Annotated in this window: 15 protein-coding genes; 10 read left to right on the forward strand and 5 right to left on the reverse strand. The window is 63.3% G+C overall.

Annotated elements, in window-relative coordinates:
* Positions 1-65: 65 nt before the first annotated feature.
* The 3 genes from N5A93_RS03320 (at position 66) to N5A93_RS03330 (ending at position 5783) form a co-directional block, all read left to right on the forward strand.
* On the forward strand, positions 66-1370 hold the full coding sequence (locus N5A93_RS03320) for a glycosyltransferase family 4 protein (RefSeq protein WP_268953641.1): 1305 nt from the start codon (positions 66-68) through the stop codon (positions 1368-1370).
* A gap of 174 nt (positions 1371-1544) precedes the next feature.
* On the forward strand, positions 1545-1802 hold the full coding sequence (locus tag N5A93_RS03325) for a hypothetical protein (RefSeq protein ID WP_268953642.1): 258 nt from the start codon (positions 1545-1547) through the stop codon (positions 1800-1802).
* Between the two features lie 558 nt (positions 1803-2360).
* Positions 2361-5783, forward strand: a complete 3423-nt coding sequence (locus N5A93_RS03330; RefSeq protein WP_268953643.1) for a G8 domain-containing protein — start codon at positions 2361-2363, stop codon at positions 5781-5783.
* 52 nt (positions 5784-5835) lie between these two features.
* Here the strand turns inward: N5A93_RS03330 and N5A93_RS03335 are convergent, their stop codons facing one another.
* The 5 genes from N5A93_RS03335 to N5A93_RS03355 all read right to left on the reverse strand — a co-directional run bounded on the left by N5A93_RS03335 (position 5836) and on the right by N5A93_RS03355 (position 10947).
* A complete protein-coding gene (locus tag N5A93_RS03335) occupies positions 5836-6768 on the reverse strand; it encodes a sulfotransferase family protein (protein WP_268953644.1) in 933 nt (310 codons plus the stop codon).
* Positions 6769-6794: 26 nt separating this feature from the next.
* Entirely contained in the window at positions 6795-8396 is a 1602-nt protein-coding gene (gene xrtD / locus N5A93_RS03340) for a VPLPA-CTERM-specific exosortase XrtD (protein WP_268953645.1), read from the reverse strand.
* A 261-nt stretch (positions 8397-8657) separates the two neighbouring features.
* Positions 8658-9287: a VPLPA-CTERM sorting domain-containing protein gene (locus tag N5A93_RS03345; RefSeq protein WP_268953646.1), complete on the reverse strand. Its 630-nt coding sequence runs from the start codon at positions 9285-9287 to the stop codon at positions 8658-8660.
* Positions 9288-9686: 399 nt separating this feature from the next.
* Positions 9687-10238 (reverse strand): ActR/PrrA/RegA family redox response regulator transcription factor, encoded by a 552-nt coding sequence (locus N5A93_RS03350; protein WP_268953647.1) that lies wholly within the window; start codon positions 10236-10238, stop codon positions 9687-9689.
* A gap of 82 nt (positions 10239-10320) precedes the next feature.
* On the reverse strand, positions 10321-10947 hold the full coding sequence (locus N5A93_RS03355; protein ID WP_268953648.1) for an SCO family protein: 627 nt from the start codon (positions 10945-10947) through the stop codon (positions 10321-10323).
* A 90-nt stretch (positions 10948-11037) separates the two neighbouring features.
* On the opposite strand from N5A93_RS03355, the gene regB reads away from it, so the two are divergent.
* From regB to addA, 7 genes are all read left to right on the forward strand, one after another.
* On the forward strand, positions 11038-12432 hold the full coding sequence (gene regB, locus N5A93_RS03360; protein ID WP_268953649.1) for a sensor histidine kinase RegB: 1395 nt from the start codon (positions 11038-11040) through the stop codon (positions 12430-12432).
* A gap of 71 nt (positions 12433-12503) precedes the next feature.
* Positions 12504-14033 carry a PAS-domain containing protein gene (locus N5A93_RS03365; protein ID WP_268953650.1) on the forward strand — a complete coding sequence of 510 codons (1530 nt, stop codon included), beginning with the start codon at positions 12504-12506 and terminating at the stop codon, positions 14031-14033.
* Positions 14034-14073: 40 nt separating this feature from the next.
* On the forward strand, positions 14074-14562 hold the full coding sequence (tsaE, locus tag N5A93_RS03370; RefSeq protein ID WP_268953651.1) for a tRNA (adenosine(37)-N6)-threonylcarbamoyltransferase complex ATPase subunit type 1 TsaE: 489 nt from the start codon (positions 14074-14076) through the stop codon (positions 14560-14562).
* The gene (locus N5A93_RS03375) at positions 14555-15580 is read left to right on the forward strand and encodes an aminoglycoside phosphotransferase family protein (protein ID WP_268953652.1); all 1026 of its coding nucleotides are present in this window, start codon (positions 14555-14557) and stop codon (positions 15578-15580) included. Before tsaE ends, N5A93_RS03375 begins: the two co-directional genes overlap by 8 nt.
* A complete protein-coding gene (locus N5A93_RS03380) occupies positions 15556-16248 on the forward strand; it encodes a nucleotidyltransferase family protein (protein WP_268953653.1) in 693 nt (230 codons plus the stop codon). The genes N5A93_RS03375 and N5A93_RS03380 overlap by 25 nt, the downstream gene beginning before the upstream one ends.
* Complete coding sequence (addB, locus tag N5A93_RS03385) at positions 16241-19177, forward strand: double-strand break repair protein AddB (protein WP_268953654.1); 2937 nt, start codon at positions 16241-16243, stop codon at positions 19175-19177. The genes N5A93_RS03380 and addB overlap by 8 nt, the downstream gene beginning before the upstream one ends.
* A complete protein-coding gene (addA, locus tag N5A93_RS03390) occupies positions 19177-22542 on the forward strand; it encodes a double-strand break repair helicase AddA (RefSeq protein ID WP_440590569.1) in 3366 nt (1121 codons plus the stop codon). Before addB ends, addA begins: the two co-directional genes overlap by 1 nt.
* Positions 22543-22545: the final 3 nt, after the last annotated feature.

Genomic DNA, 22545 nt, shown 5'->3' on the forward strand with positions numbered 1-22545 from the left:
TAAGGTTCGATTTGAGCCCACAATGGGACCGATCATTTTCAAATTCATAAGACAGTGCCGATTTTATGGACCAAAAACCATCTTGCGAGAACCCCGTTTCACTGACGCCGGATTACCGACCCAAGGTTCTGATCGTTGCGCAGAACGCCTCGGCTCGCATGGGTGGCGAAGCGTTCCTGCCGCTCAAGTATTTCGAGATCCTCAAGCAGCGCGGCACCCCGGCGACCCTGATCGCCCATAGCCGCAACCGCCACGAGCTGACCGAGGCGCTGCCTGATTTCGCCCACGACATGCATTTCATCGAGGATACCCGCCTGCACCGTGCCACCTGGACTATCGGCAAGCGCCTTCCGGTCGCGCTGCGCCCGGTGCTGATCGGCAACTTGCTTAATCAGATCAACGAATATTACCAGGCGCGTCTGATCCGCCGGCTCGTCGGCGAAGGTTGCGTCGACATCATCCATCAACCGATCCCCGTATCCCCGCGCGCGCCCTCGCGCATTCACGGCTTTGGCGTGCCGGTGGTCATCGGGCCGATGAATGGCAACATGTCCTACCCCGAAGGCTATGAAGATTACGAAAGCCGCATGACGCGGCTCCTGATCCCGGCGGCGCGCGCGCTGGGCATGCTCGCCAACCTTGCGATCCCCGGAAAGCGGCGCGCCGATGTCCTGCTGGTCGCCAATGAGCGCACCCGCGACGGGCTGCCCGTGCCCAATCGCGCCCGCGCCGAAGTGCTGGTCGAGAACGGCGTCGATCTCGCGGTCTGGTCCACAGGCGACACGCCGCGCACACCAGCGCCACCAGGGCGGCTGCGGCTGGTCTTCATGGGCCGTCTGATCCCGCTCAAGGGGCTGGACTTCACCATCGAGGCCATCCGCCTCGCACGTGAAAGCGGCGCTGATGTTACCCTCGATGTGTTGGGCGACGGCCCCGAACGCGCCGTACTCGAGGATCAGGCCGGCACGGCCGGCCTTGCAGATCACGTCACTTTCCACGGGTTCAGACCGCAACGCGACTGTGCCGAGGTGCTGCGCGCATCGGATGCACTGATCCTCAATTCGCTGCGTGAATGCGGCGGGGCCGTGGTGCTTGAAGCCATGAGCATGGGCCGCCCGGTCATCGCGGCCGATTGGGGTGGCCCTGCGGATTACATCGACCCGTCCTGCGGAATCCTGGTGGCACCCACCCCTCGGCGGGATTTCCCCCATCGCTTGTCTAAGGCGATTTTAACCTTGGCCAACGACCCCGAAACGCGGCACAATATGGGCGAGGCAGGAATACAGAAGACAAAAAGCCAGTTCGACTGGCACAAAAAGATCGATCGGATCCTGGAAATCTATCACGAGGCGCTGGCGTCACATCGCTGAACCGGCGCCCGCATCGGCGAGGAGCAGTTGCCGCATGACACCCGGACTCAATGCATCGAGACGTCGCGGCGTCCCGTGTCGCGCCCTTTTTTTGCCAATTTTATATGTTTTTTCTGACTCGACCGCCGGATACCCTCTGGCGCTGACTGTCGGGACGAGACAATGAACCAGGCCGTGCGATCGAACAGAGTGCCCGAACACCTGATGGGAACCCGTCAGGGGTTGTTCTTTCTCCTCACATCCGGCGCCTGTCCACCGGTCGAGGACCGCCCCGCGACCCAGGACCTGCCCAAAGCCGCGCCCGTGACCTCGCCTGCCCGGGCGTCTGCACCTGTCGAAAAGCCTCATCTTCAGCCGGTCCCCTCACCTGAGCGCGACGGCTCGATCCTGAACGAGCTTCTGGCCTCGGACGATTTCCGCTTCAACCTCTGAAGACGCCGACGTCTGCAATGGACGGCTGAGGTCTGGCAACCTAGCCGGACGGATAGGGACCGGCAAAAAACCCCCACATGTAGCCCGCTCTGGGCATAAATGCGCCAGTTTTAGTCGTGCATCCCAAATATGATTGTCGCCTGCACATGCCTCGGATACGCGATAGGTACAAAAATGTCGGGACGAAGAATGCCCGATACGAGGTGGCGGTGAGTTCAATACCTGAAAATCCTATTTGCCCGGAGTCGGGATGCCTTCTGACTCCCCGCCCCGATTGCGGCCTGCGCTGATCTGCGCCGCGCTCAAAATGTGCGGTCTAACCCGCTTGAAAGAGGACACATTTATGAGACTTGTATCTTTTTTTGACCCACGGCCCGCCCAGAAATGGTCACGAAAGTCGGTCAGGCATCTTGGGGCGCCAGATACGCCCTTATTACAGGAGCATCGAAAATGTATTTCGGTGATAACAGCCAGAACGATTTCTTCGGAACGAGCTTCAAGTCAGTTTCATTCACTCCCGCCAATTCCTGGAGTGTCGGTGGCTGGTCAGGAAACAGCATGTCTTTGCTAGCACCCGTGACCAACATCTTTCAGCCCAGCTTCTTCAGCACCGCTTCGTTCTTCGATTTCGGGAACTTCAGCTTCGTTCGTGCCGGGGTCAATGAGAAGAAGTCCAAGAAACCCGCCAAAGACAAAGATGAAAAGTCCCCACGCAAGGACGTTCCCGCGGCTGATGATGGCGATGATCTCGCCGAAGGCGCCGGACTTCTCGCAGACTATTTCATCCTTGAATCGAGTGTCAGCGCATTGTCGCAGATCGATTTCGATGCGGCACCCGACTCGACTGGAACGGTTGATGCGCTCAACATGACGCGATCGGACAACCCGTTCTGGAAGGGTGGCCCGACCAACAATTTCGCTGCACGTTACAGCGGCGAACTGAGCGTTGAAAAGGCGGGCGCTTACACCTTCTACCTGACATCCGATGACGGTTCGGCGCTCTATATTGACGGTGTCCGGGTCATCGACAACGACAATCCCCATGGCGATGTTCTGGAAGTTGTCGAGCTCAATCTTGAGCCCGGCGATCATTCGATCGAAGTGCGCTATTTCGAAAATGGCGGTGAACAGACCCTGGAACTGGATTGGTCGGGTCCGGACACCGATGGTGCACGCGCCACGATCGACGCCCGGAACCTCACACAGGCACCACCTGAGCCCATCACCGATGATAACGTCGATACCGTGGATGAAGATACCGCCACCGATACCGGGGATTCCGGTTCCGATTCCGATGGCATGACCGATCATGACGATGGGATGGCCCATGACGACGGCGTGACCGATGACGACGGCACGGATGCAAGCGATGGCGATGACACGCAGGATGGTGATCACGTCCATGACGATACCGATGCGACCAACGATGATTCGGTGTATGATCAACCCATGACAGCCGAAGAAGAAGATGCCTTCGTCGCGGCCGTGAAAAGTGAGCCGGATCACGCTGGCCATACAGCCCATGCCGACGACGAGATGAAAGCCACGGAGCACGGCCAGCTTCTCGACCTCGTGCCGCGCTCCGAGGCGACCCATGTCGCCGTGCGCGACGGTGACTGGTTCGATCCCGATACATGGCATGAGGGCCGCATCCCGGATGCGGGCGCCAAGGTATTGGTCCCCAAGGGCGTTTCGGTGCGCTATGACGGCGAAAGCGATGAGTCGCTGTTCACCGTCCGCGTCGACGGCGAACTGTCCTTCGCCACCGATACCGACACAAGGATGCTTCTGGACACGATGGTCGTATCATCGTCGGGTGTTCTTGAAATCGGTACCGAGGACAATCCGGTTCAGGGAGATGTCAAAGCCGAGATCATTATCGCCAACAACGGCGATATCGATGTCGGCTGGGATCCGGCCCTGCTGTCACGCGGCATTATTTCCCACGGGCAGGCCGAAATCCACGGCGCCGAGAAAACCGCCTATACAAAGGTCTCGGATGCACCCATGGCCGGGGATACCGAAATCCGCCTTGCCGAAACCCCCGACAACTGGTCGGTGGGCGACACGATCGTGCTGACCGGCACCCACAAGACCGGCTGGACTTGGAACGGCCAGGAAAGGGAACATATCGAGAGCCAGGACGAAGAGGTGGTGATCACCGCGATCAACGGCAGCACCGTCAGTATCGACCGCGCCCTGCAATACGATCATGATGCCCCGCGCGATGACCTGTCGGCCTATGTGGCCAACATGTCGCGCAACATCACCTTCTCCAGCGAAGATGGCGAGGCCACCGAGGTTCACCATCGCGGCCATGTCATGTTCATGCATAATGACGATGTCGATGTGCGCTATGCCGCTTTCGACGATCTGGGCCGCACCGACAAGTCCGAACCGGCCTTTCAGGTCGAGTCGCTCGACAGCGTTCAGGCTGATTCCAATGTTCAGGGGCGCTATTCGTTCCATTTCCACAGGACCGGAACCGAGGATCAGGACAATCCCGCCATCGCCTTCGGCAATGCTGTCAGTGGATCGCCCGGCTGGGGTTTTGTCCACCATTCCAGCCATGCCGAGTTCGTCCAGAACACGGCCTTCGATGTCTTCGGCGCGGCTTTCGTTGCCGAGGACGGCGATGAAACCGGCCTCTGGTGGGAAAACATGGCCATCAGGACCGAGGGCATCGGCTTTGGCGACGCGAAAACGAAATCCGGCGACGACGTGCATCGCGACGATATCGGGCGCACCGGCGACGGGTTCTTCTTCGGCGGCCGCGCGGTGGAAGCGGGCCACAACATCGCGGCGAACACCACCCATGGCTATGTCTGGATGCTTCGCGCCTCCGATGCCAATCCGACAGCCGAACAGCTTGATCACCCGGATGCCTATTATGGCCGCGAACCGAAAGGTAACGACCAGATTCCGATTCAGGGTTTCCATGACAACGAGGCGTTCGGCACCCAGGTCGGCATGATCGTCGTCAAGAGCAGCACCTGGCAGGGCCACGAGGTCCGCACCGTGATGGACGGTTTCACGAACTGGGAGACATCAGAAGGGGTGAACCTCACCTATACCTCGCATTACACGCTGAAGGACTTCGACCTGATCGGAACCACGAATACGGACAAGATCTCAAGCGCTGGAACCGGTTTCAAATTCGGCGGATTGACCTTCGATCTGGTTCTGAACGGGTTCAAGGCCGAAGGCTTCGAACTCGGGATAGAGCTCGATCAACGCGCCGGAGACACCTGGACCGACGCTGATTACGGCCATGTCATCATCGACGCTGAATTCGCCAACAATGTGGTCGACGTCAATGGTTTCAATCCCGATCGCCACATGTGGCTTACATCTGATGACCTGGTGGAGGGGCGTCTTTCCTTCGACATGCAGGGTTCGACCAGTCTCGAGGTCGTTGCCGGAGAGAGCCTTTACCTCGACGGGATCAAGACGGACTCCATCGGATCCCGCGATCGCCAGTTCGTGAATGACGAGCAAAAGATCTGGCTGACCCCGATGTTGAAAAAGGACGGGTATTACGAGACCGAAAGCGGTGACTATGTCATGCTGGTCAAGGATTACGTGGCCGACCGCGCGACCGGTGACTTGCTCAAGCTCACGCATGTGGTCACCATTGAAACGAGCCGTGAACGTCTCGACATAATCGGTGCCGTCAACAACGGGTTCATCGACCTCGACAGCCAGGCGCCGGTCACGCAGGACGATCATTTCACCACGACCATGGGCTCCTCGATCCTGATCGATCCGATGGCCAATGACTTCGACCCGGAAGGCGCCGCCCTCGAGATCGACGGTTTCACCAACCCGTTCCATGCCAACCTGACCCTTCAGGACGATGGCATGCTGCTTTATGAGCCGCATGAGAACAAGGTCGGTTCCGAAAGCTTCGACTACTGGGTCGCCGATGATAACGGCGTTCTCTCCAAGGGCACGGTTTTCGTCGACATCTTCGATATCTGAACCTCGGTCAGCAGCTTCGCGGGCGCGGCACTCCTCAGGGGCCGCGCCCGTTTCATTTCAGGATCGCGATGTCATGCTGGTGCATCCGCGCGCGGCACCTGCTGTGAAGCCGGCCAAGACCCAGACGCCGGGTCAGTTTCTCCAGAGCGAACAGCGCAAAGCCATACCGTCCGATGGCGACCCGCCAGGTATGCGCCCTGTTGCGCAGCATCAATCCGGCCTTCTCGAACATTCCGGGATAATGCGGTGCCCCGGCTGGCTCATAGCCACGCGCCCGCATCATTGCCGCGACGCGGCCCTCGACAAGGGCGACCTCATGGGGCGAAGACTTGCGCTTCCATTGGGCGATCAGCGCGGGGTCCGGCGCGCCATAGGTGGTGTCTTTGTGATAGCTCAGCATCGCTTCATCGAAATCCACACCCAGGAAATCGCAGATCCGACCAAGGCAGCCGGGCGTATCGGCGATCAGCGCCTCATATGTCAGTTCAAGCGCCTGCCCATCCGCAAGCCGCGCACGGGCCTCGTCCCATTCGGTCTCCGTGAAGATCCATTGCTGGACCCCGTGGAACAAAGTCCCGGCCCATCCCATGCCGATGCATGAACGCGCCACGTCGCGCGGGTCGCGCAGCACGTGAATAACGGGCGCACCCGGCAGAACCTCGAGCGCGCGGTCAATATTGCGGTGAATGTTCAGCGTCAGGCAGGCCGGGTTGCGCTCCCGGTATTGCGTCAGGAAGTCCGCCAAAAGGTCCAGCCCGTCGCGCCCCGGCGGTATCCGCAGGCCCGACGCCCGGAAGATCCGGTTTTCGCTCAGCGCCTTCAGATCGTATCGCCACCCGTCCGCGCGCCCCGGATCCCGCCGCAGGCAATCGAACAGGAAATCCACTTCACCCGGATTGTTCAGCAAGGGATGCGCGTTCAGCATCAGCCGGAACACCGTGGTGCCCGACCTCAGCGCACCGAATACCAGCACAGGCGGTTTCACCTCGCATGCCATCCCGTCGACCGCCATCAGGTTCCCGGGATGAATCGCGGCAGCTTGTCCAGCAGCGCCTGCATGCTGTCCTGCAGACGGATTTCGGCCTCCTGCGCGGATTCGTCTTCACCGATGGGCGTGATCAGGCGCACGATGGCGCTGTCGTCGCGCCCGTCGCGCAGCTTGCCCATCATCAGGTGCATCTTGGCCGCATACATCGACGCGGTGCGCTCGCCCTGCTGCTCATACCAGTAATAGACCAGCATCCGGTTCACGCCCTTCTGAATGATCGCGCGGTTCAGCGTAAAGGGCGCTTCCGGCCTGCCATCCGCTGCCATCTCGATCTGTTCCAGCTTGGCGATCTCCCAGCCCGCGCCAGGCAGGCAGACTTCGGGCGAATGCACGCCGCCGGTGCTCTGGTCCCCGTACCAGGCGATGAACAGCTCGACATTCTGTTCCATCCCCGCCTGCGCCAAGGTCGCCGACAGGTAATCATCCGCATTCAGGGCATTCTCGACCGCCGGGTCCAGCGCCCCATGCGGGCTTGCCGTCCAGTCCCCCACGTTTGGCGGGAACAACACCAGCGGATCGCGCTCCACGACAGCCGCCTCGCGCTTGGGCAATGCCTCCCATCCGGCTGCCAGCCCGCCGACCAGCACCGCCGCGAAGATCAGCGCCACGGAGGGGCGCACCAGCCCGATACGTTTCGCCTGCGTGCCCAGACCTTCGGTTTCCAGGTCCAGCGCCTGGATCAGGCCGATCCGGTCGCGCCGCAGTTTCACCAGTACCCATGCGAAGACGAACAGGATCAGCACGCAGGAGATGAAGATCACCCAGCCCTCGAAGAAATGCGAGAACCCCTCGACATGCTCGATCCCGTAATTGTTGACAATCCACCCCGCGATCGCGATCCGCACCGAGTTCATGAACACCGTGATCGGCGCCGCCGACACCAGCAGCAGCGCCTTGTGCCACATCGGCCCCTGGTAAAGCACCGCGAAGATGTAGGAAAAGCTGAGGATCGGGAACAGGTAGCGCAGCCCCGAACAGGCCTCGGCGACCTGCAGCTTGAAGACGCCTAGGTCGATGATGTTGCCTTCCAGGTAAACGGGCACCCGCATCAGCTGAAGGAAATAGACCCCAAGTTCGGATGAAATCCCCTGCAAATAGGTGGACAGGCCATAATAGATCGCGCCAGGCAGGGGCAGCATGAACACCAGATGCACCACCGGCGGCCAGAAATGCTTGCCCGTTTTCCAGCCAAAACTGATCAGCAGCACCGCACCGACCCACAGGATCAGGGCATAGGCCACGATGTCGGGGATATCGATCATCTTGCCCGCCGCACCCAGCAGCACCGCCACGATCAGCAGGACCACACCCGGCCAGCGGTCATGCACCGGCCCGTCATTGACCGGCACGGTCTTGAGCTGGCGCAGGAACAGCAGCCCCGACAGAACCGGAATCAACGGGCCGTGGCTGTATTCGGGCATCTTCCAGGCCGCCAGCAACTCGGCGATGCCTTCCCAGTAGAAAAGACCCGCCGCCAATGTCGCCAGCAACAGCCACAGGCTGCCCCAATGGAAATAATCGCCCGAAACCCTGTTGAAACGCGAAATGGAGCCGGTATCAGCCATGAATGAACCCTGAATAAATGAATCGAATGAAAACAGGACACATGGGAGCAAATAAACGCCCCCGTAATAGCATCGATTTTTACTTTATATCGGCTTGAAAAGCCATGCCAAACCAACCCTCGGGCCGTTCACGAATCCGCCGATTTTCCCGTCTCCGCATACAATGGCGATGCCTCGGCGGCTTTGGCGGGGATTCGAAAACGCAAAGGGCGCTCATACCGAGCGCCCTTTGGAATTTGTATTCTCAGGGTCTTGTAGCTGTCAGGCAGCCTTGAGCGTCTTACTGCGCTTGAGAGCCGCGAGGCCGCCGATGCCGCATAGCAGGAGCCAGCCCGCTGCGGGTAGAGGGATAGGAGCTGTCGGAATGCCATACAAAGTGGCATGCGAAACAGAACCGCCTTGCTTGGGATCAACCGTGTAGTTGAAATACCCATTTCCGTCGGCGCCAACTTCCACTTCAAATACGACGGATGTTGGATCGATATTGTCGCCTGCCTTGAGCCCGACGAACAGCCGATCATAGAAACCGGACAGCCCGACTATCGAAAGAAGACCTTCAATAATGCCGTCTTTCCCACTTGTCTCCTGGTCGCTGTAGCTCATGACGCCATACTCAAGTAGAGAGGCCTGTTGCCCCCCATCGGCATCAGTGTAATCGAGCCACTCCAGGCCCGAGAGAGCCGCCAACTCAGGAACAGCACCCGGAGCAACCAAATTTGCATCGTACTCCGCAAAGCATGAGATCGCTGCGTCGCCGGGCGAAGAAGGAGAGGTGCTTGCGGTCATGGTCCAAACCGTCGTACCACCGCTACACGTCGCTGCCGAGGCGCCTCCGGCAAGTGCAACAAACGCACTTGTCGCGATCACCGTGAAATTAAATAATTGTTTCATCATAATCTCCTTAAACCGAACCGCCTTTGAGCATCGCTGTTAATCTCTGCTCGACGGTATGGCATGCGCGACAAGCGAGTCTCGGACCATGCGCCCGAAAATCTGCCGCCAAAATCCGCTTCCTCGTAAAAGCATTCATCGAATATTGCGCCATCTACAAAGTGGCCAGAACGATGAACGCGGTTAAATCGCTACTCCAACAGCCTTTGAGCTTGCCACATTTCCGCCACATTCCCGAATCTTTCCTTTCGGGACAGACGATTTTGCAATTTCAGGTGGATATATGTCCGTCAAGGTTGCCGGTTGACCCGGCGCAACACAACTTCTGCAAGAAATCTCCATCGCGACCCAGCGAATCGGTGCCTTCAGGTTCCATGAATGCGAAGGCGCGCCAATCGCCTATCGCGGCGAGCGTTTCGCCAGGATGCGCTGCAATGTCCTGCGATGCATGTTCAGCCGCCGCGCCGTTTCCGACACGTTGCGGTCGCACAGCTCATAAACCCGCTGGATATGTTCCCAGCGTACGCGGTCCGCGCTCATCGGGTTTTCGGGCGGCGGCGGCAGTTCATCTGCGGTCGCCAGCAGGGCGTTGGTGATATCCGTGGCGTCGGCAGGCTTGGACAGGTAATCGGTCGCGCCGATCTTCACCGCAGCCACCGCCGTTGCAATGGCGCCATAGCCGGTCAGCACCACGACGCGGCTGTCGGGGCGGCGCTCGCGGATCACTTCGACCACGTCCAGCCCGTTGCCATCCTCCAGCCGCAGGTCGCAGACCGCATATGCCGGGGGCCGGGCTGTTGCGATGGCCTTGCCGGCGGTCACGGAATCCGCGGTCTCGACTTCGAAACCACGTCTTTCCATCGCCTTTGCAAGCCTGCGCAGGAACGGTTCGTCATCGTCAACGAGAAGAAGCGACCTGTCGCCCCCGATCTCGCGCAAATCGCCGGTCATGCCGACCCTCCTCTCGTTCGCGCACACTGGTATACGACAGTTCTAGCCTCGACCGGTGGGGCCGTCAAACTCTGGCGCTTCGTCACATCGCGTCCATGAAACATTCCACCCGGTCCGCCATCCGGTCAGGTCCGATATCACGCCGGAAAAACTCCACAAAGCCGATTTCGGGCAGGACGAGATATGTGAAGGTCGAATGGTCCACCAAATAATAGTCCTCGTCGCCCTCCTCGGGCTCCTGTTTCTGGTAATAGGTCCGATAGGCCTGACTGGCCGCGCGGATCTGTTCGGGCGATCCCGTCAGCCCCAACAGGCGCGGATGCAGGTTGTCGGTGAAATCGGTCAGCATCTCGGGCGTGTCGCGCTCGGGGTCGATCGAGATGAAGACCGGCTTCACCATGCGGCCCCGTTCTTCCAGAACCTCGACAGCCTCGACATTGCGCGACATGTCCAGCGGGCAGACATCCGGGCAGAAGGTATAGCCGAAATAGATCAGCGCGGGCTTGTCGATCACATCCTGATCGGTGACCGTCTCGCCATTCTCGTCAACCAGCGTGAACGGCCCGCCGATCTCTGCGCCGCCGCCGACCTTGCCCTCCCGGCACTGCGCGAAGCGATCATCGCTCCCCGACCCGACGGTCAGGAAATAAAGCGCCGCCAGCGCCACTACCAATACCGCCGCTGCGGCAATCGCGAGTGTCCGTGTCATCGGGAGATCCTCATTGTTCTGGGCATCTTTCGCGCGCTGTGGCACATCTAACACCACATACGGAACTTGCAACGGGACCCAAGCGCGCAGATGTCCGAAATCCCGCCCGGAACCTTCAAATCACGCAGCCGCGGCAACTGGATCCGCCTGCGCACGCTGGTCTTGCTGCGATGGTGGGCGATCGCCGGACAGGTCACCGCCCTGATCGTGGCCCAGCGCCTCTATAACCTCAACCTCGAAATCGGGCTTTGCTTCCTCGTGATCGGGGTGTCCGTCGTCTCCAATCTGGTGGCCGCGTTCATCTATCCCGAGAACAAGCGCCTTTCCGAGAACGAGACCCTTCTGGTCGTGCTTTTCGACATGCTTCAGCTGGGCCTGTTGCTGTATCTGACCGGCGGTCTCAACAACCCGTTCTCGATTCTCATCGTCGGGCCGGTCACGGTGTCGGCCTCGGCGATCTCGTCGCGCTCGACGATGTTCCTCGGCCTGACCGCGATCCTGACGGTGTCGATCCTGACCCAGTTCCACCTGCCATTGCGCACCGAGCAGGGTTTCGTCCTGCGCATGCCGGATGTCTTCCTGTTCGGGAACTGGACCGCCATCGTGATCGCCATCGTCTTCCTCGGGGTCTATTCACGCTGGATCGTCTCCGAGATGGACGCCATGTCCGATGCGCTTCAGGCGACCCAGATGGCGCTGGCGCGCGAACAGAAACTGACCGATCTGGGCGGTGTCGTCGCCGCCGCCGCACATGAGCTTGGCACGCCGCTGGCCACGATCAAGCTGACCAGCGCCGAACTTGCCGAGGAGCTCTCGGATCAGGCCGAGCTGCGCGACGATGCCCTGCTGATCCGCCAGCAGGCGGATCGCTGCCGTGATATCCTGCGCTCGATGGGGCGCGCGGGAAAGGACGACCTGCACCTGCGCACGGCACCGCTGACCGCCATTCTGGATGAGGCGGCCGAACCCCATCTCGACCGCGGCAAGCACATCCACTTCGCCCACGGTTCGCCCGCCGGACCACTGGAAAGCCAGCCCATCATCTATCGCCGCCCCGAGGTCGTCCACGGGTTGCGCAACCTGATCCAGAACGCCGTCGATTTCGCCCGCGCCAATGTCTGGATCGAAAGCTGGTGGGACGACACAAGGATCACGGTGCGCATCATGGATGACGGGCGCGGGTATTCACACCATGTCCTCAGCCGCATCGGGGAACCCTTCATGCGCCGCCGTGGCGCGCGCGACGATCCGCGCCGGCCCGGCTATGAAGGCATGGGCCTGGGGCTGTTCATCGCCAAGACGCTTCTCGAACGCTCCGGCGCGGATCTCAGCTTTGCCAACGCCTCGGATGCGACCAGTGACGAGGGCCACCATCCCGACGCCATCGGCGCGGTGGTCGAACTGTCATGGCTGCGCGCGCAGATCGAGGCCGAAACCCCCGATGCCCGCCGCCCCAGCGGCGAGAACCTGCCCTTCCACGCCTGAGTCCGTTAACCGGCGATTAACCACTTCCGGCCAACCTGTGCGGGACCGACAGGATACCGGAAAGGATTGTCATGACGATTCCCGCTTTCGGGTGGCTTCTGCTGCCCCTTCTGTCGGGTGTGATCGCCTTTGGCGTGGTCTGGCTGATCGGCCGCTTTGCCCCTGCGCGTGCCCCTGTCACCGCGACTGCCGCCGCCGATCCGGGCACCGCCCGCTTCCTGTTCACCAATGGCATTCTTTCGGATCACGATCTGCCCGAACGCCACCTGCCTCCGGGCCTGACGGATTGGACCGCGCTGCACGCCTGGCTTGCCTTTCGCTTTCCCGATCTTCCCGAAACGCCCGACGATATGCCCGGTCGCGACGCTGGCGAACGCCTGACGCTGCGCTCGGTCCTGCCCGACGATACCGCCACGCTATGCCTGCAACGGATCGGATCGGCCTGTCACATCACCCTTCAGGATCCGGCACCGGGGGACTTTGCCGAGAACCATGACCGCCGCCGACTTGGCACGCGGCTTGGCAACTGGGACAGCGCATTGCGCAACGCCCCTTTCGGGCTGTGCATCAGCGATGGCGCCGGGCAGACGCGCTGGGACAACACGTTTTTCGCCACCCTGCCCGCCGCCACCCGCGCCCGGCTCTTGCCGGATGCCGACAAGGTCGGGCATGACGGCACCACCCTGACCGAGCGCATATCGGTAAAGGGCGACAGCGCCAGCCCGCCCCGCTGGTTCGAAGTCGGATCGGCGCGCATCGGCGCGGACCTGTTTCACCATGTCACCGACATCACCAAGGTCGTTCAGGCCGATACCGTCCGGCGCGAATTCGTCCAGACGCTGACCAAGACCTTCGCCAATCTCACCACCGGCCTGGCCGTGTTCGATCGCAACCACCGGCTTGCGCTGTTCAACCCCGCGCTGGTCGATCTGACGGGGCTTGGCGCGGAATTCCTCAGCGCGCAGCCCGATCTGATCAGCGTCTTCGACAACCTGCGCGACCGTCAGGTGATGCCCGAACCGAAGAATTACGCCAATTGGCGCAAGGAGATCGGCAAGATGGTCGCCACCGCCTCGGGCGGGTTCTTCCAGGATACCTGGAGCCTCTCTTCGGGCCTGACCTTCCGCGTCACCGGGCGGCCCCATCCCGATGGCGCCATCGCTTTCCTGTTCGAGGATATCTCCGACGAGGTCTCCTTGACGCGCCGCTTTCGCGCGCAGCTCGACCTGCGACATGCGGTGCTCGAAAACCTGAACGAAGCCGTCGCGGTGATCTCTGCCAGCAACCTTCTGCTCTTGTGTAACGCGCGCTGTTCGGCGCTGCTCGGGGTCGATCCCGATGAAAGCCTGGCCGAGATCAGCACCGCCAGCTTCATTCGGATCTGCGCCGATTTGCTGCCGCAGGACGCGTTCTGGTCCGAGGTGGAAACACGGCTGCACGATCACGCGCTTTCAGCACCCATGCAGACCGTCATCCAGCACGGCGCAGGGCCGGATACGCTCTGCCGGCTGGTCCCGCTGCCCGGCGGCGCGACCATGATGACACTGGCGGCGAAACCCGTCGGCCTCACCCTGTCGCGGCGGCAAAAGGCGGCTGGCTGATGCCGCTTGCAGGCGCGCGCGGGGCGTGTAGTGTCGCCACATGTCAGACAGGGCCGCGACACTGCATATCGCCAATCCGGAACGGACCTGCGCCATCGCGCAGGCGCTCGCGCCGCGGCTTAGGCCGGGCGATGTCATACTGCTCGACGGCCAGATCGGCGCGGGCAAGTCGCATTTCGCCCGCTGCCTGATCCTCGCCTCGCTCGATCAGCCCGAGGACGTGCCCTCGCCCACCTACACGCTTGTCCAAAGCTATCCGGGCCGCCATGGCGAAATCTGGCATGCCGATCTCTATCGCCTGGGCGATATTTCCGAAATCGAGGAGCTGGGTCTGATCCAGGCCTTCTCCGCTGCCATCTGCCTTGTGGAATGGCCTGCGCGGCTGGGCGATCTGGCGCCGCCCGGCGCGCTGCATCTCTCGCTTGAGACACCGGCTGAGACACCGGCGCAGGATGATACACGCATCATGCACCTGACATGGAGCGACCCGGCCTGGGACAAGAAGCTCGAGGACTTAACCGATGACTGAGCGCGACGCGCTGATCCGCGCCTTCATCGACGCCGGCGACTGGGCGGGCGGGCGCATCGCGCCGCTGGCCGGGGATGCCTCGAACCGGCGCTACCTGCGCCTGCGCGATCCCGCCAGCGGCGACACCGCCGTGCTGATGGACGCGCCCCCCGACCGCGGCGAGGATGTCCGCCCCTTCGTCGAGATCGCGCATTATCTGCGCGGCATCGGCCTCAGCGCCCCGCGCATCCTTGATGCCGACATGGAGGCGGGGCTGCTTCTGCTCGAGGATCTCGGCGATGACCTCTTCGCCAATGTGATCCCCCGCGATCCCGCGCTGGAAAACAGTCTCTACTGCGCCGCAACCGACCTTCTTGGCACGTTACACGACCATCCCCCGCCACCCGGTCTTGCGCCCTATTCCCCGGCGCTGATGGCCGATCTGGCGATGCTGGCCTTCGACTGGTACCGCGCCGCGCTGGCCGATCCCGCGCCCGATGCACGCGCCAGCACACAGGCCGCGATCCTCGCGGCTCTGCACACCCATGCCAGCGACGCCGACGTCCTGATCCAGCGCGATTATCACGCCCAGAACCTGCTCTGGATGCCCGACCGCCAGGGCGACGCGCGCGTCGGGCTGCTGGATTTCCAGGACGCCATGCTGGGCCACCGCGCCTATGACCTCGTCTCGCTGCTTCAGGATGCCCGCCGCGACGTGCCCCGCGCGGTCGAAGACGCCATGCTGACCCGCTATATCGACCGCAACGGTATGGACAGCGCCAGCTTTCGCACCGCCTATCACGCGCTGGGCGCACAGCGGAACCTGCGCATCATCGGCGTCTTCGCCCGCCTTTGCATCCGCGACGGCAAGCCCCATTACGTCGACCTGATCCCGCGCGTCTGGGACCACCTTCAAAGCGACCTTGCAGATCCCGCCCTCGCGCCGCTCGCGCGCATCCTTGAAAACAGCCTGCCCAGCCCATCCCCGGCCAGTCTCGCAAAGGTAAAAGCGCAATGCCCGACAGCCCCCGTTCGGTAATGCTGTTCGCGGCCGGGTTCGGCACGCGGATGGGCGCGCTCACCGCCGAGCGCCCCAAACCCATGATCGAGGTCGCGGGCAGGCCGCTGATCGACCACGCGCTTTCGCTGGTGCGCGCACACCGACCTGACCGCATCGTCGCCAATGTCCATTACCGCCCCGACCCCCTGATCCGCCACCTGGAGGGCAGCGAGGTCATCATCTCGCACGAAACCCCCGATATCCTCGAAACCGGCGGCGGGCTGCGCGCCGCCCTGCCGCATCTGGGCGAGGGGCCGGTCTTTACCATGAATACCGATGCCGTCTGGTCCGGGCCGAACCCTCTCGATCTGCTCTTCGACCTCTGGCAGCCTGCGCGCATGGATGCGCTTCTGCTTTGCGTGCCGCGCCAGAACGCCATAGGGCATGGCGGTCAGGGCGATTTCGTCGTGCGCGGCGACGCCCCCGCGCGCCGTGGTCCGGGGCAGATCTATACCGGGCTTCAGATCCTCAGAACCGACGTCTTGAATGATATTCCCAACCGCGCCTTCTCGCTCAATGTGCTGTGGGACAGGATGCTGACCCGCAAACGCCTGTTTGCCGCCAGCTATCCCGGCAGATGGTGCGATGTGGGCCGCCCCGAGGGTATCGCCCTTGCCGAAGAGATGCTTGGATACCGCCATGTTTGACCCCTGCGATCATCCCCGCGTCTTCGGCGTGCCCCTCGGGGTCGATTTCCCCCGTGCGCTGGTCGACGGGCTGACCGCCCGCCACGCGCATATGCCCCCTGAATCGCTGGCGCGCGTGCAGATCATCGTCAACACCCGCCGCATGGCGCGCCGCATCCGCACCCTGTTCGACCAGGGGCCGGCCCGCCTTCTGCCGCACGTCGATCTGCTGACCGACCTTGGCGAGCATTGGGACATGGCCCATATCCCCGACCCGGTGCCGCGCCTGCGCCGTCGGCTGGAACTGACACAGCTTGTCTCGACCCTGCTCGACCGCCAGCCCGATATCGCGCCGCGCTCCTCGCTTTACGCTCTGTCCGACAGCCTGGCCGGGCTGATGGACGAAATGCATGGCGAAGGCGTCCCGCCCAGCGCGATCGACCAGCTCGACATCACCGACCAATCCGGCCACTGGGATCGGATCACGGCGTTTTTGGGCATTGTCAGACACTATTTCGAAACCGGAACCGACCGTCCAGATACCGAAACAAGACAGCGGATGGTGATCGAACATCTTGTGCATAAATGGCAGGACGCGCCCCCCGATCATCCCGTCATTGTCGCCGGGTCCACCGGCTCGCGCGGGGCGACCAGGCTGCTGATGCAGGCCGTCTCACGGCTTCCCCAAGGCGCCGTGATCCTGCCGGGTTTCGATTTCGACATGCCGCCCGATGTCTGGGGCGCGATGAATGACGCCATGCTCCACGAGGATCACCCGCAATACCGCTTTGCGGATCTGATGCAGAGGCTCGGCCTTTCGCCCGGCCAGATCGCCCGCTGGGGCGATGACGCCCCCGCCAACAGCGCGCGCAACCGGCTTTTGTCCTTGGCGCTGCGGCCCGCGCCGGTCACCGACCAATGGCTGACCGACGGTCCCGCCCTCAGCGACCTTGACCGCGCCACCGCTGACATCACCCTGCTCGAAGCCCCCTCGACCCGTGCCGAGGCGCTGAGCATCGCGATGCGCCTGCGCCAGGCCGCCGAAGATGGCAGGGCGGCGGCCCTCATCACCCCTGACCGCACCCTTTCGCGGCAGGTGACTGCCGCGCTGGACCGCTGGGGCATCCTGCCCGATGACAGCGCCGGGATACCGCTGCACCTCTCGCCACCGGGGCGCTTTCTGCGCCATGTGGCCGACCTGCTGCGCGAGAAACTGACCGCCGAATTGCTGCTGACGCTGCTCAAGCACCCGCTGACCAATAGCGGCCCCGCCCGCGGGCCGCATCTGCGCCTGACTCGCGAACTTGAACTGCACCTGCGCCGGCATGGTCCACCCTATCCCGAGGGTGATCAATTGATTGCATGGGCCAAGGCGCTCGATGATGAGGGCGCGCTGGTCTGGGCGCATTGGATCAGTGACTGTTTCTGCGCAAAAGCACTTTCCGAGGACATACTGCTCACCGATCTCGTGGCGCTGCACCTCGATCTGGCCACGCGCATAGCCCAAGGCCCCGATACCGGTTCCGCCCATGGTCTCTGGCAGGAAGACGCGGGCGAAGAGGCCTGGAAAGCCGTCACCGCGCTCAGCGACAACGCCGGACATGGCGGGCAGATCGGCGCGACCGATTACACCAGCCTGTTTCACAGCATCCTGACAACCCACGACGTGCGCCGCCCCGACACGCCGCATGCGCAGATCCTGATCTGGGGCACGCTCGAAGCCCGCGTGCAGGGCGCCGATCTGCTGATTCTCGCAGGGCTCAATGAAGGCAGCTGGCCCGAGGCCCCCAAGCCCGACCCCTGGCTGAACCGCGCGCTGCGCCATCGTGCGGGGCTTTTGCTGCCCGAGCGGCGGATCGGCCTTTCGGCGCATGATTTCCAGCAAGCCGCCAGCGCGCCAGAGGTCTGGCTGACACGTTCGATCCGCTCGGACGATGCCGAAACGGTGCCGTCGCGCTGGCTCAACCGGATCAAGAACCTTCTGGCCGGTCTCCCCGATCAGGGCGGCAAGGCGGCGCTCGATGCCATGATGGGGCGCGGGCGGCACTGGCTTGCGCTGACCGAGGCGCTCGAAGAACCCGGCCAGACCGCGCCCGAAAAGCGGCCCGCGCCCGCGCCGCCCGTCGCCGCACGCCCCCGCGCCCTCTCTGTCACCGAAATCAAGCGCCTGATCCGCGACCCCTACGCGATCTACGCGCGCCATGTGCTGCGCCTGCGCCCCCTTGATCCGCTGATGAAACTGCCCGACGCCCTGTTGCGCGGCACCGTCCTGCACGAGATCCTCGAAGCGTTCATCAAGGGCACGCTTGGCGATCCCTCGCTTTGCACCCGCGCGGCGCTCATGGCGAAAACAGAGACTGTTCTTGCCCAAAAAGTCCCTTGGGCCGAGGCCCGCGTGATCTGGTATGCGCGTATGGAGCGCATCGCCGACTGGTTCATCGAGACCGAGCTCGCCCGCCGCCAGATCGCCACGCCTGCCGAACTCGAAGCGCGCGGCGCGGCCTCTCTCTCCGATCCGGATTTCACGCTCAGGACCATGGCCGACCGGGTCGATATCGACGCGTCGGGCGCGCTGCATATCTTTGATTACAAGACTGGCGCGCCGCCCACCAAGGACCAGCAACTGCATTTCGACCGCCAGCTTCTTCTGGAAGCGGCCATCGCCGAACGCGCCGGTTTCGACGGGATCGCCCCCGCGCCCGTCGCCCGCGCCACTTTCATCGGGCTGGGCAGCGGCGGCAAGCTGGTCGATGCACCCTTGTCCGAGGCCCCGCCTGCGCAAGTCTGGGAGGAGCTCCGGACCCTGATCCGTGCCTATATGGAGCCTGATCGCGGCTATCCCTCGCGCCGCGCCATGCATATGAAAAGCGACCGGGGCGATTACGACCAGCTCGCCCGCTTCGGCGAATGGGACATCACCGACACAGCCGACACCCAGGGAGTCGGCTGATGGCGCGAAATGAGGCCACCCAGCGCCAGATCGACGCGGCCCATCCCGGCCGCTCTACCTGGCTGTCGGCCAATGCCGGTTCGGGCAAGACCCGCGTGCTGACCGACCGCGTCGCGCGGCTCCTGCTCGACAAGGTCGATCCCCAGCACGTCCTTTGCCTCACCTACACCAAGGCCGCCGCCAGCGAGATGCAGAACCGCCTGTTCCGCCGCCTCGGCGAATGGGCAATGCTCCCCGATGCGGCGCTGACCCGCCAGCTTGACGAACTGGGCTACGCGGGCACCATCGACGCCGCCGCCCTGCGCGATGCCCGCCGCCTCTTCGCCTGCGCCATCGAAACGCCGGGGGGCCTCAAGATCCAGACGATCCACTCCTTCTGCGCCGGCCTGTTGCGCCGCTTCCCGCTCGAGGCCGGAGTCAGCCCGCAATTCACCGAGATGGAAGACCGCACCGCCGGCCTGCTGCGCGCCGAGATCGTCAACCAGATCGCCACCGGCCCCGATGCCCCCGCCCTTCGCGCCATCGCCCGCCATCACGGGGGCGAAACCCTGGACGACATCACATCCGAAATCGTCCGCCAGCGCAGTCTGTTCGACAGCCCGCCGAGTGACGCGCGGATCGCCGCCATCTTCAACCAGCCCGCCACCCTTTCGCCTGAATCCATCGCCTCCGGCGTCTTTCTGGGCGGCGAGCGCGCGCTCCTTGACCGGCTCGTTCCCGCCCTTCTGGCCAGCGGCACGAATGATTCCAAGGCAGGCGCGAAACTTCAGGCGCTCGGCGCGCTCGACCTCTCGGCGCTGCCGGTGCTCGAAAGCGTCTTTCTGACCGGCGCTGGCGCGAAAAACCCGTTCTGCGCCAAAACAGGGTCTTTCCCTACCAAGGCCTGCCGCCAACAGCTTGCCCCGGTCCTCGATGAACTTGACCAGTTCATGAGCCGCATCGAATCCGCCCGCGACGCCCGCCTTGCGCTTGCCGCGATGAACAAGGCCCGCGCGCTCAACGACTTCGCCGCGATCTTCCTGCCCGCCTATGAACGGGCCAAGGCGCTGCGCGGGCTTCTTGATTTCGACGATCTGATCCTGCGCGCACGCCAGCTTCTGACAGACCGCGCCGTCGCGGCCTGGGTTCTCTTCCGCCTCGATGGCGGGATCGACCACATCCTCGTGGACGAGGCCCAGGATACCAGCCCGGTCCAATGGCAGGTGATCGAACGCCTCGCGCAGGAATTCACCAGCGGCGAGGGCACGCGCCCCGATATCACCCGCACGATCTTCGTGGTCGGCGACAAGAAGCAGTCGATCTATTCCTTCCAGGGCGCCGACCCCCGCGAATTCGACCGCATGAAAGCCGATTTCGCCACCCGCCTTCACGCCACTGGCCAGCCGCTTCAGGACATGGAGATGGAATATTCCTTCCGCTCCTCGCGCGCCATTCTGGAGCTTGTGGATCATTGCTTTGCGGGTAGCCGCGAAAGCGGCTTTACGCCGGAACAGGGTCACAAAGCGTTCAAATCCGACCTGCCCGGCCGGGTTGACCTCTGGCCACTGATCGAAAAGCCCGAGCGCGACGACACCCACGAATGGCACGATCCGGTCGATGTAAAGGCCCCCAACGATCCCGCCACGCTGCTGGCGCGGCAGGTGGCGCGCTCGATCCGGCGGATGGTGGACGAAAAACAACCCATCCCCGACGAGGACGGCACGATGCGCCCCTTGCGCCCCGGCGACGTGATGATCCTGGTGCAGCGCCGCGCCGACCTGTTCCACGAGATCATCCGCGAATGCAAGGCGCAGGGCCTGCCCATCGCCGGGGCCGACCGGCTCAAGGTCGGCGCTGAACTGGCGGTCAAGGACCTGGCCGCGCTGCTGTCCTTCCTCTCGACCCCCGAAGACAACCTGTCGCTGGCCACCGCGCTGCGCTCGCCGCTTTTTGGCTGGTCCGAGGGCGATCTTTACCACCTCGCCGCTGGCCGCGAGCGGAAATATCTCTGGGCCGAGCTGCGCGCGCAGGGCGCGCACCACCCCGAAACGATGGCGGTGCTCAATGACCTGCGCGACAAGGCCGAATTCCTGCGCCCCTATGACCTGATCGAACGCATCCTCACCCGCCACGATGGCCGCCGCAAACTGCTGGCGCGCCTTGGCCCCGAGGCCGAAGACGGTATCGACGCACTGCTGACACAGGCGATGGCCTATGAACAACGCGCGGTGGACAGCCTCACGGGTTTCCTTGTCTGGATGGAAACCGACGACCTCGAGATCAAGCGCCAGATGGACAGCGCCGGGGATCGCGTGCGCGTCATGACGGTGCATGGCGCCAAGGGGCTTGAATCGCCGCTGGTGATCTTGCCCGACACCGGCAAGCGCGATATTCGCATCCGCAACCAGATCGCCGTGGCCGATGGCACTGCCCTTTGGCGCACGCCCGCCGGAGAATCGCCGCACGCCATCGGCGAGGCCAACGACGCCGCCCGCGAGGCCGAGCGCGCCGAGCGCGAGCGACTGCTTTACGTCGCCATGACCCGTGCCGAGAAATGGCTGATCGTCGCCGCCGCGGGCGATCTGGGGTCATCCGGCGATGCCTGGTATGACAAGGTGCGCAGCGGGCTTGAGGCAGCAGGCGCGCAGCCATGCGATTTCGACAGCGGCGCGGGGCTTCGGCTGGAACATGGGAATTGGGCCAAAACAGGCTCTGTTTCTCCGCCTCCGTCGCGGCGCTCCACCGTCGTCCTGCCCGCCCATTTCCGCCAACCCGCGCCACGGCTTGCGCCCATGCCGGAAACGCTCAGCCCCTCGCAGCTTGGCGGAGCCAAGGCGCTGCCCGGCGATGCCGGGCTTGACGAAGACGCCGCAACGCGGCGCGGTCGCCAGATCCACCGCCTGCTCGAATACCTCCCCGACGCCCCGCAAGCCGACTGGGCCGACATGGCCGCGCGGCTCCTCGCCTCCGGCCCCGACGCCGCCGGGGGCGACGCCCTTGCCGGGCTCCTTGCCGAGGCGCAAACGGTTCTGAACACACCTGAGCTGCAACCGCTTTTCTCGCCGCTGGCCCTGGCCGAAGTGCCCGTGACCGCCACGCTGGCCGCGCTGCAAGACCGGCGCATTCATGGCACGATCGACCGGCTGATCGTCTCGCCCAACCATGTGCTTGCCGTCGATTTCAAGACCAACGCCACCGTGCCGGAGACGCCCGAGGCCACGCCTGACGGGCTGTTGCGCCAGATGGGCGCCTATGCCCATGCCCTTGGCGAAATCTACCCGGATCGCCGCATTGAAACCGCTTTGCTCTGGACCCGTAGCGCCATCTTGATGCGCCTTCCGCACGATCTCGTGACGCGCGCGCTCTGCGACACCCCTATCGCTTGACGC

The sequence above is a fragment of the Roseovarius salincola genome (assembly GCF_026891095.1).
Taxonomy (GTDB): Bacteria; Pseudomonadota; Alphaproteobacteria; order Rhodobacterales; family Rhodobacteraceae; genus Roseovarius; species Roseovarius salincola.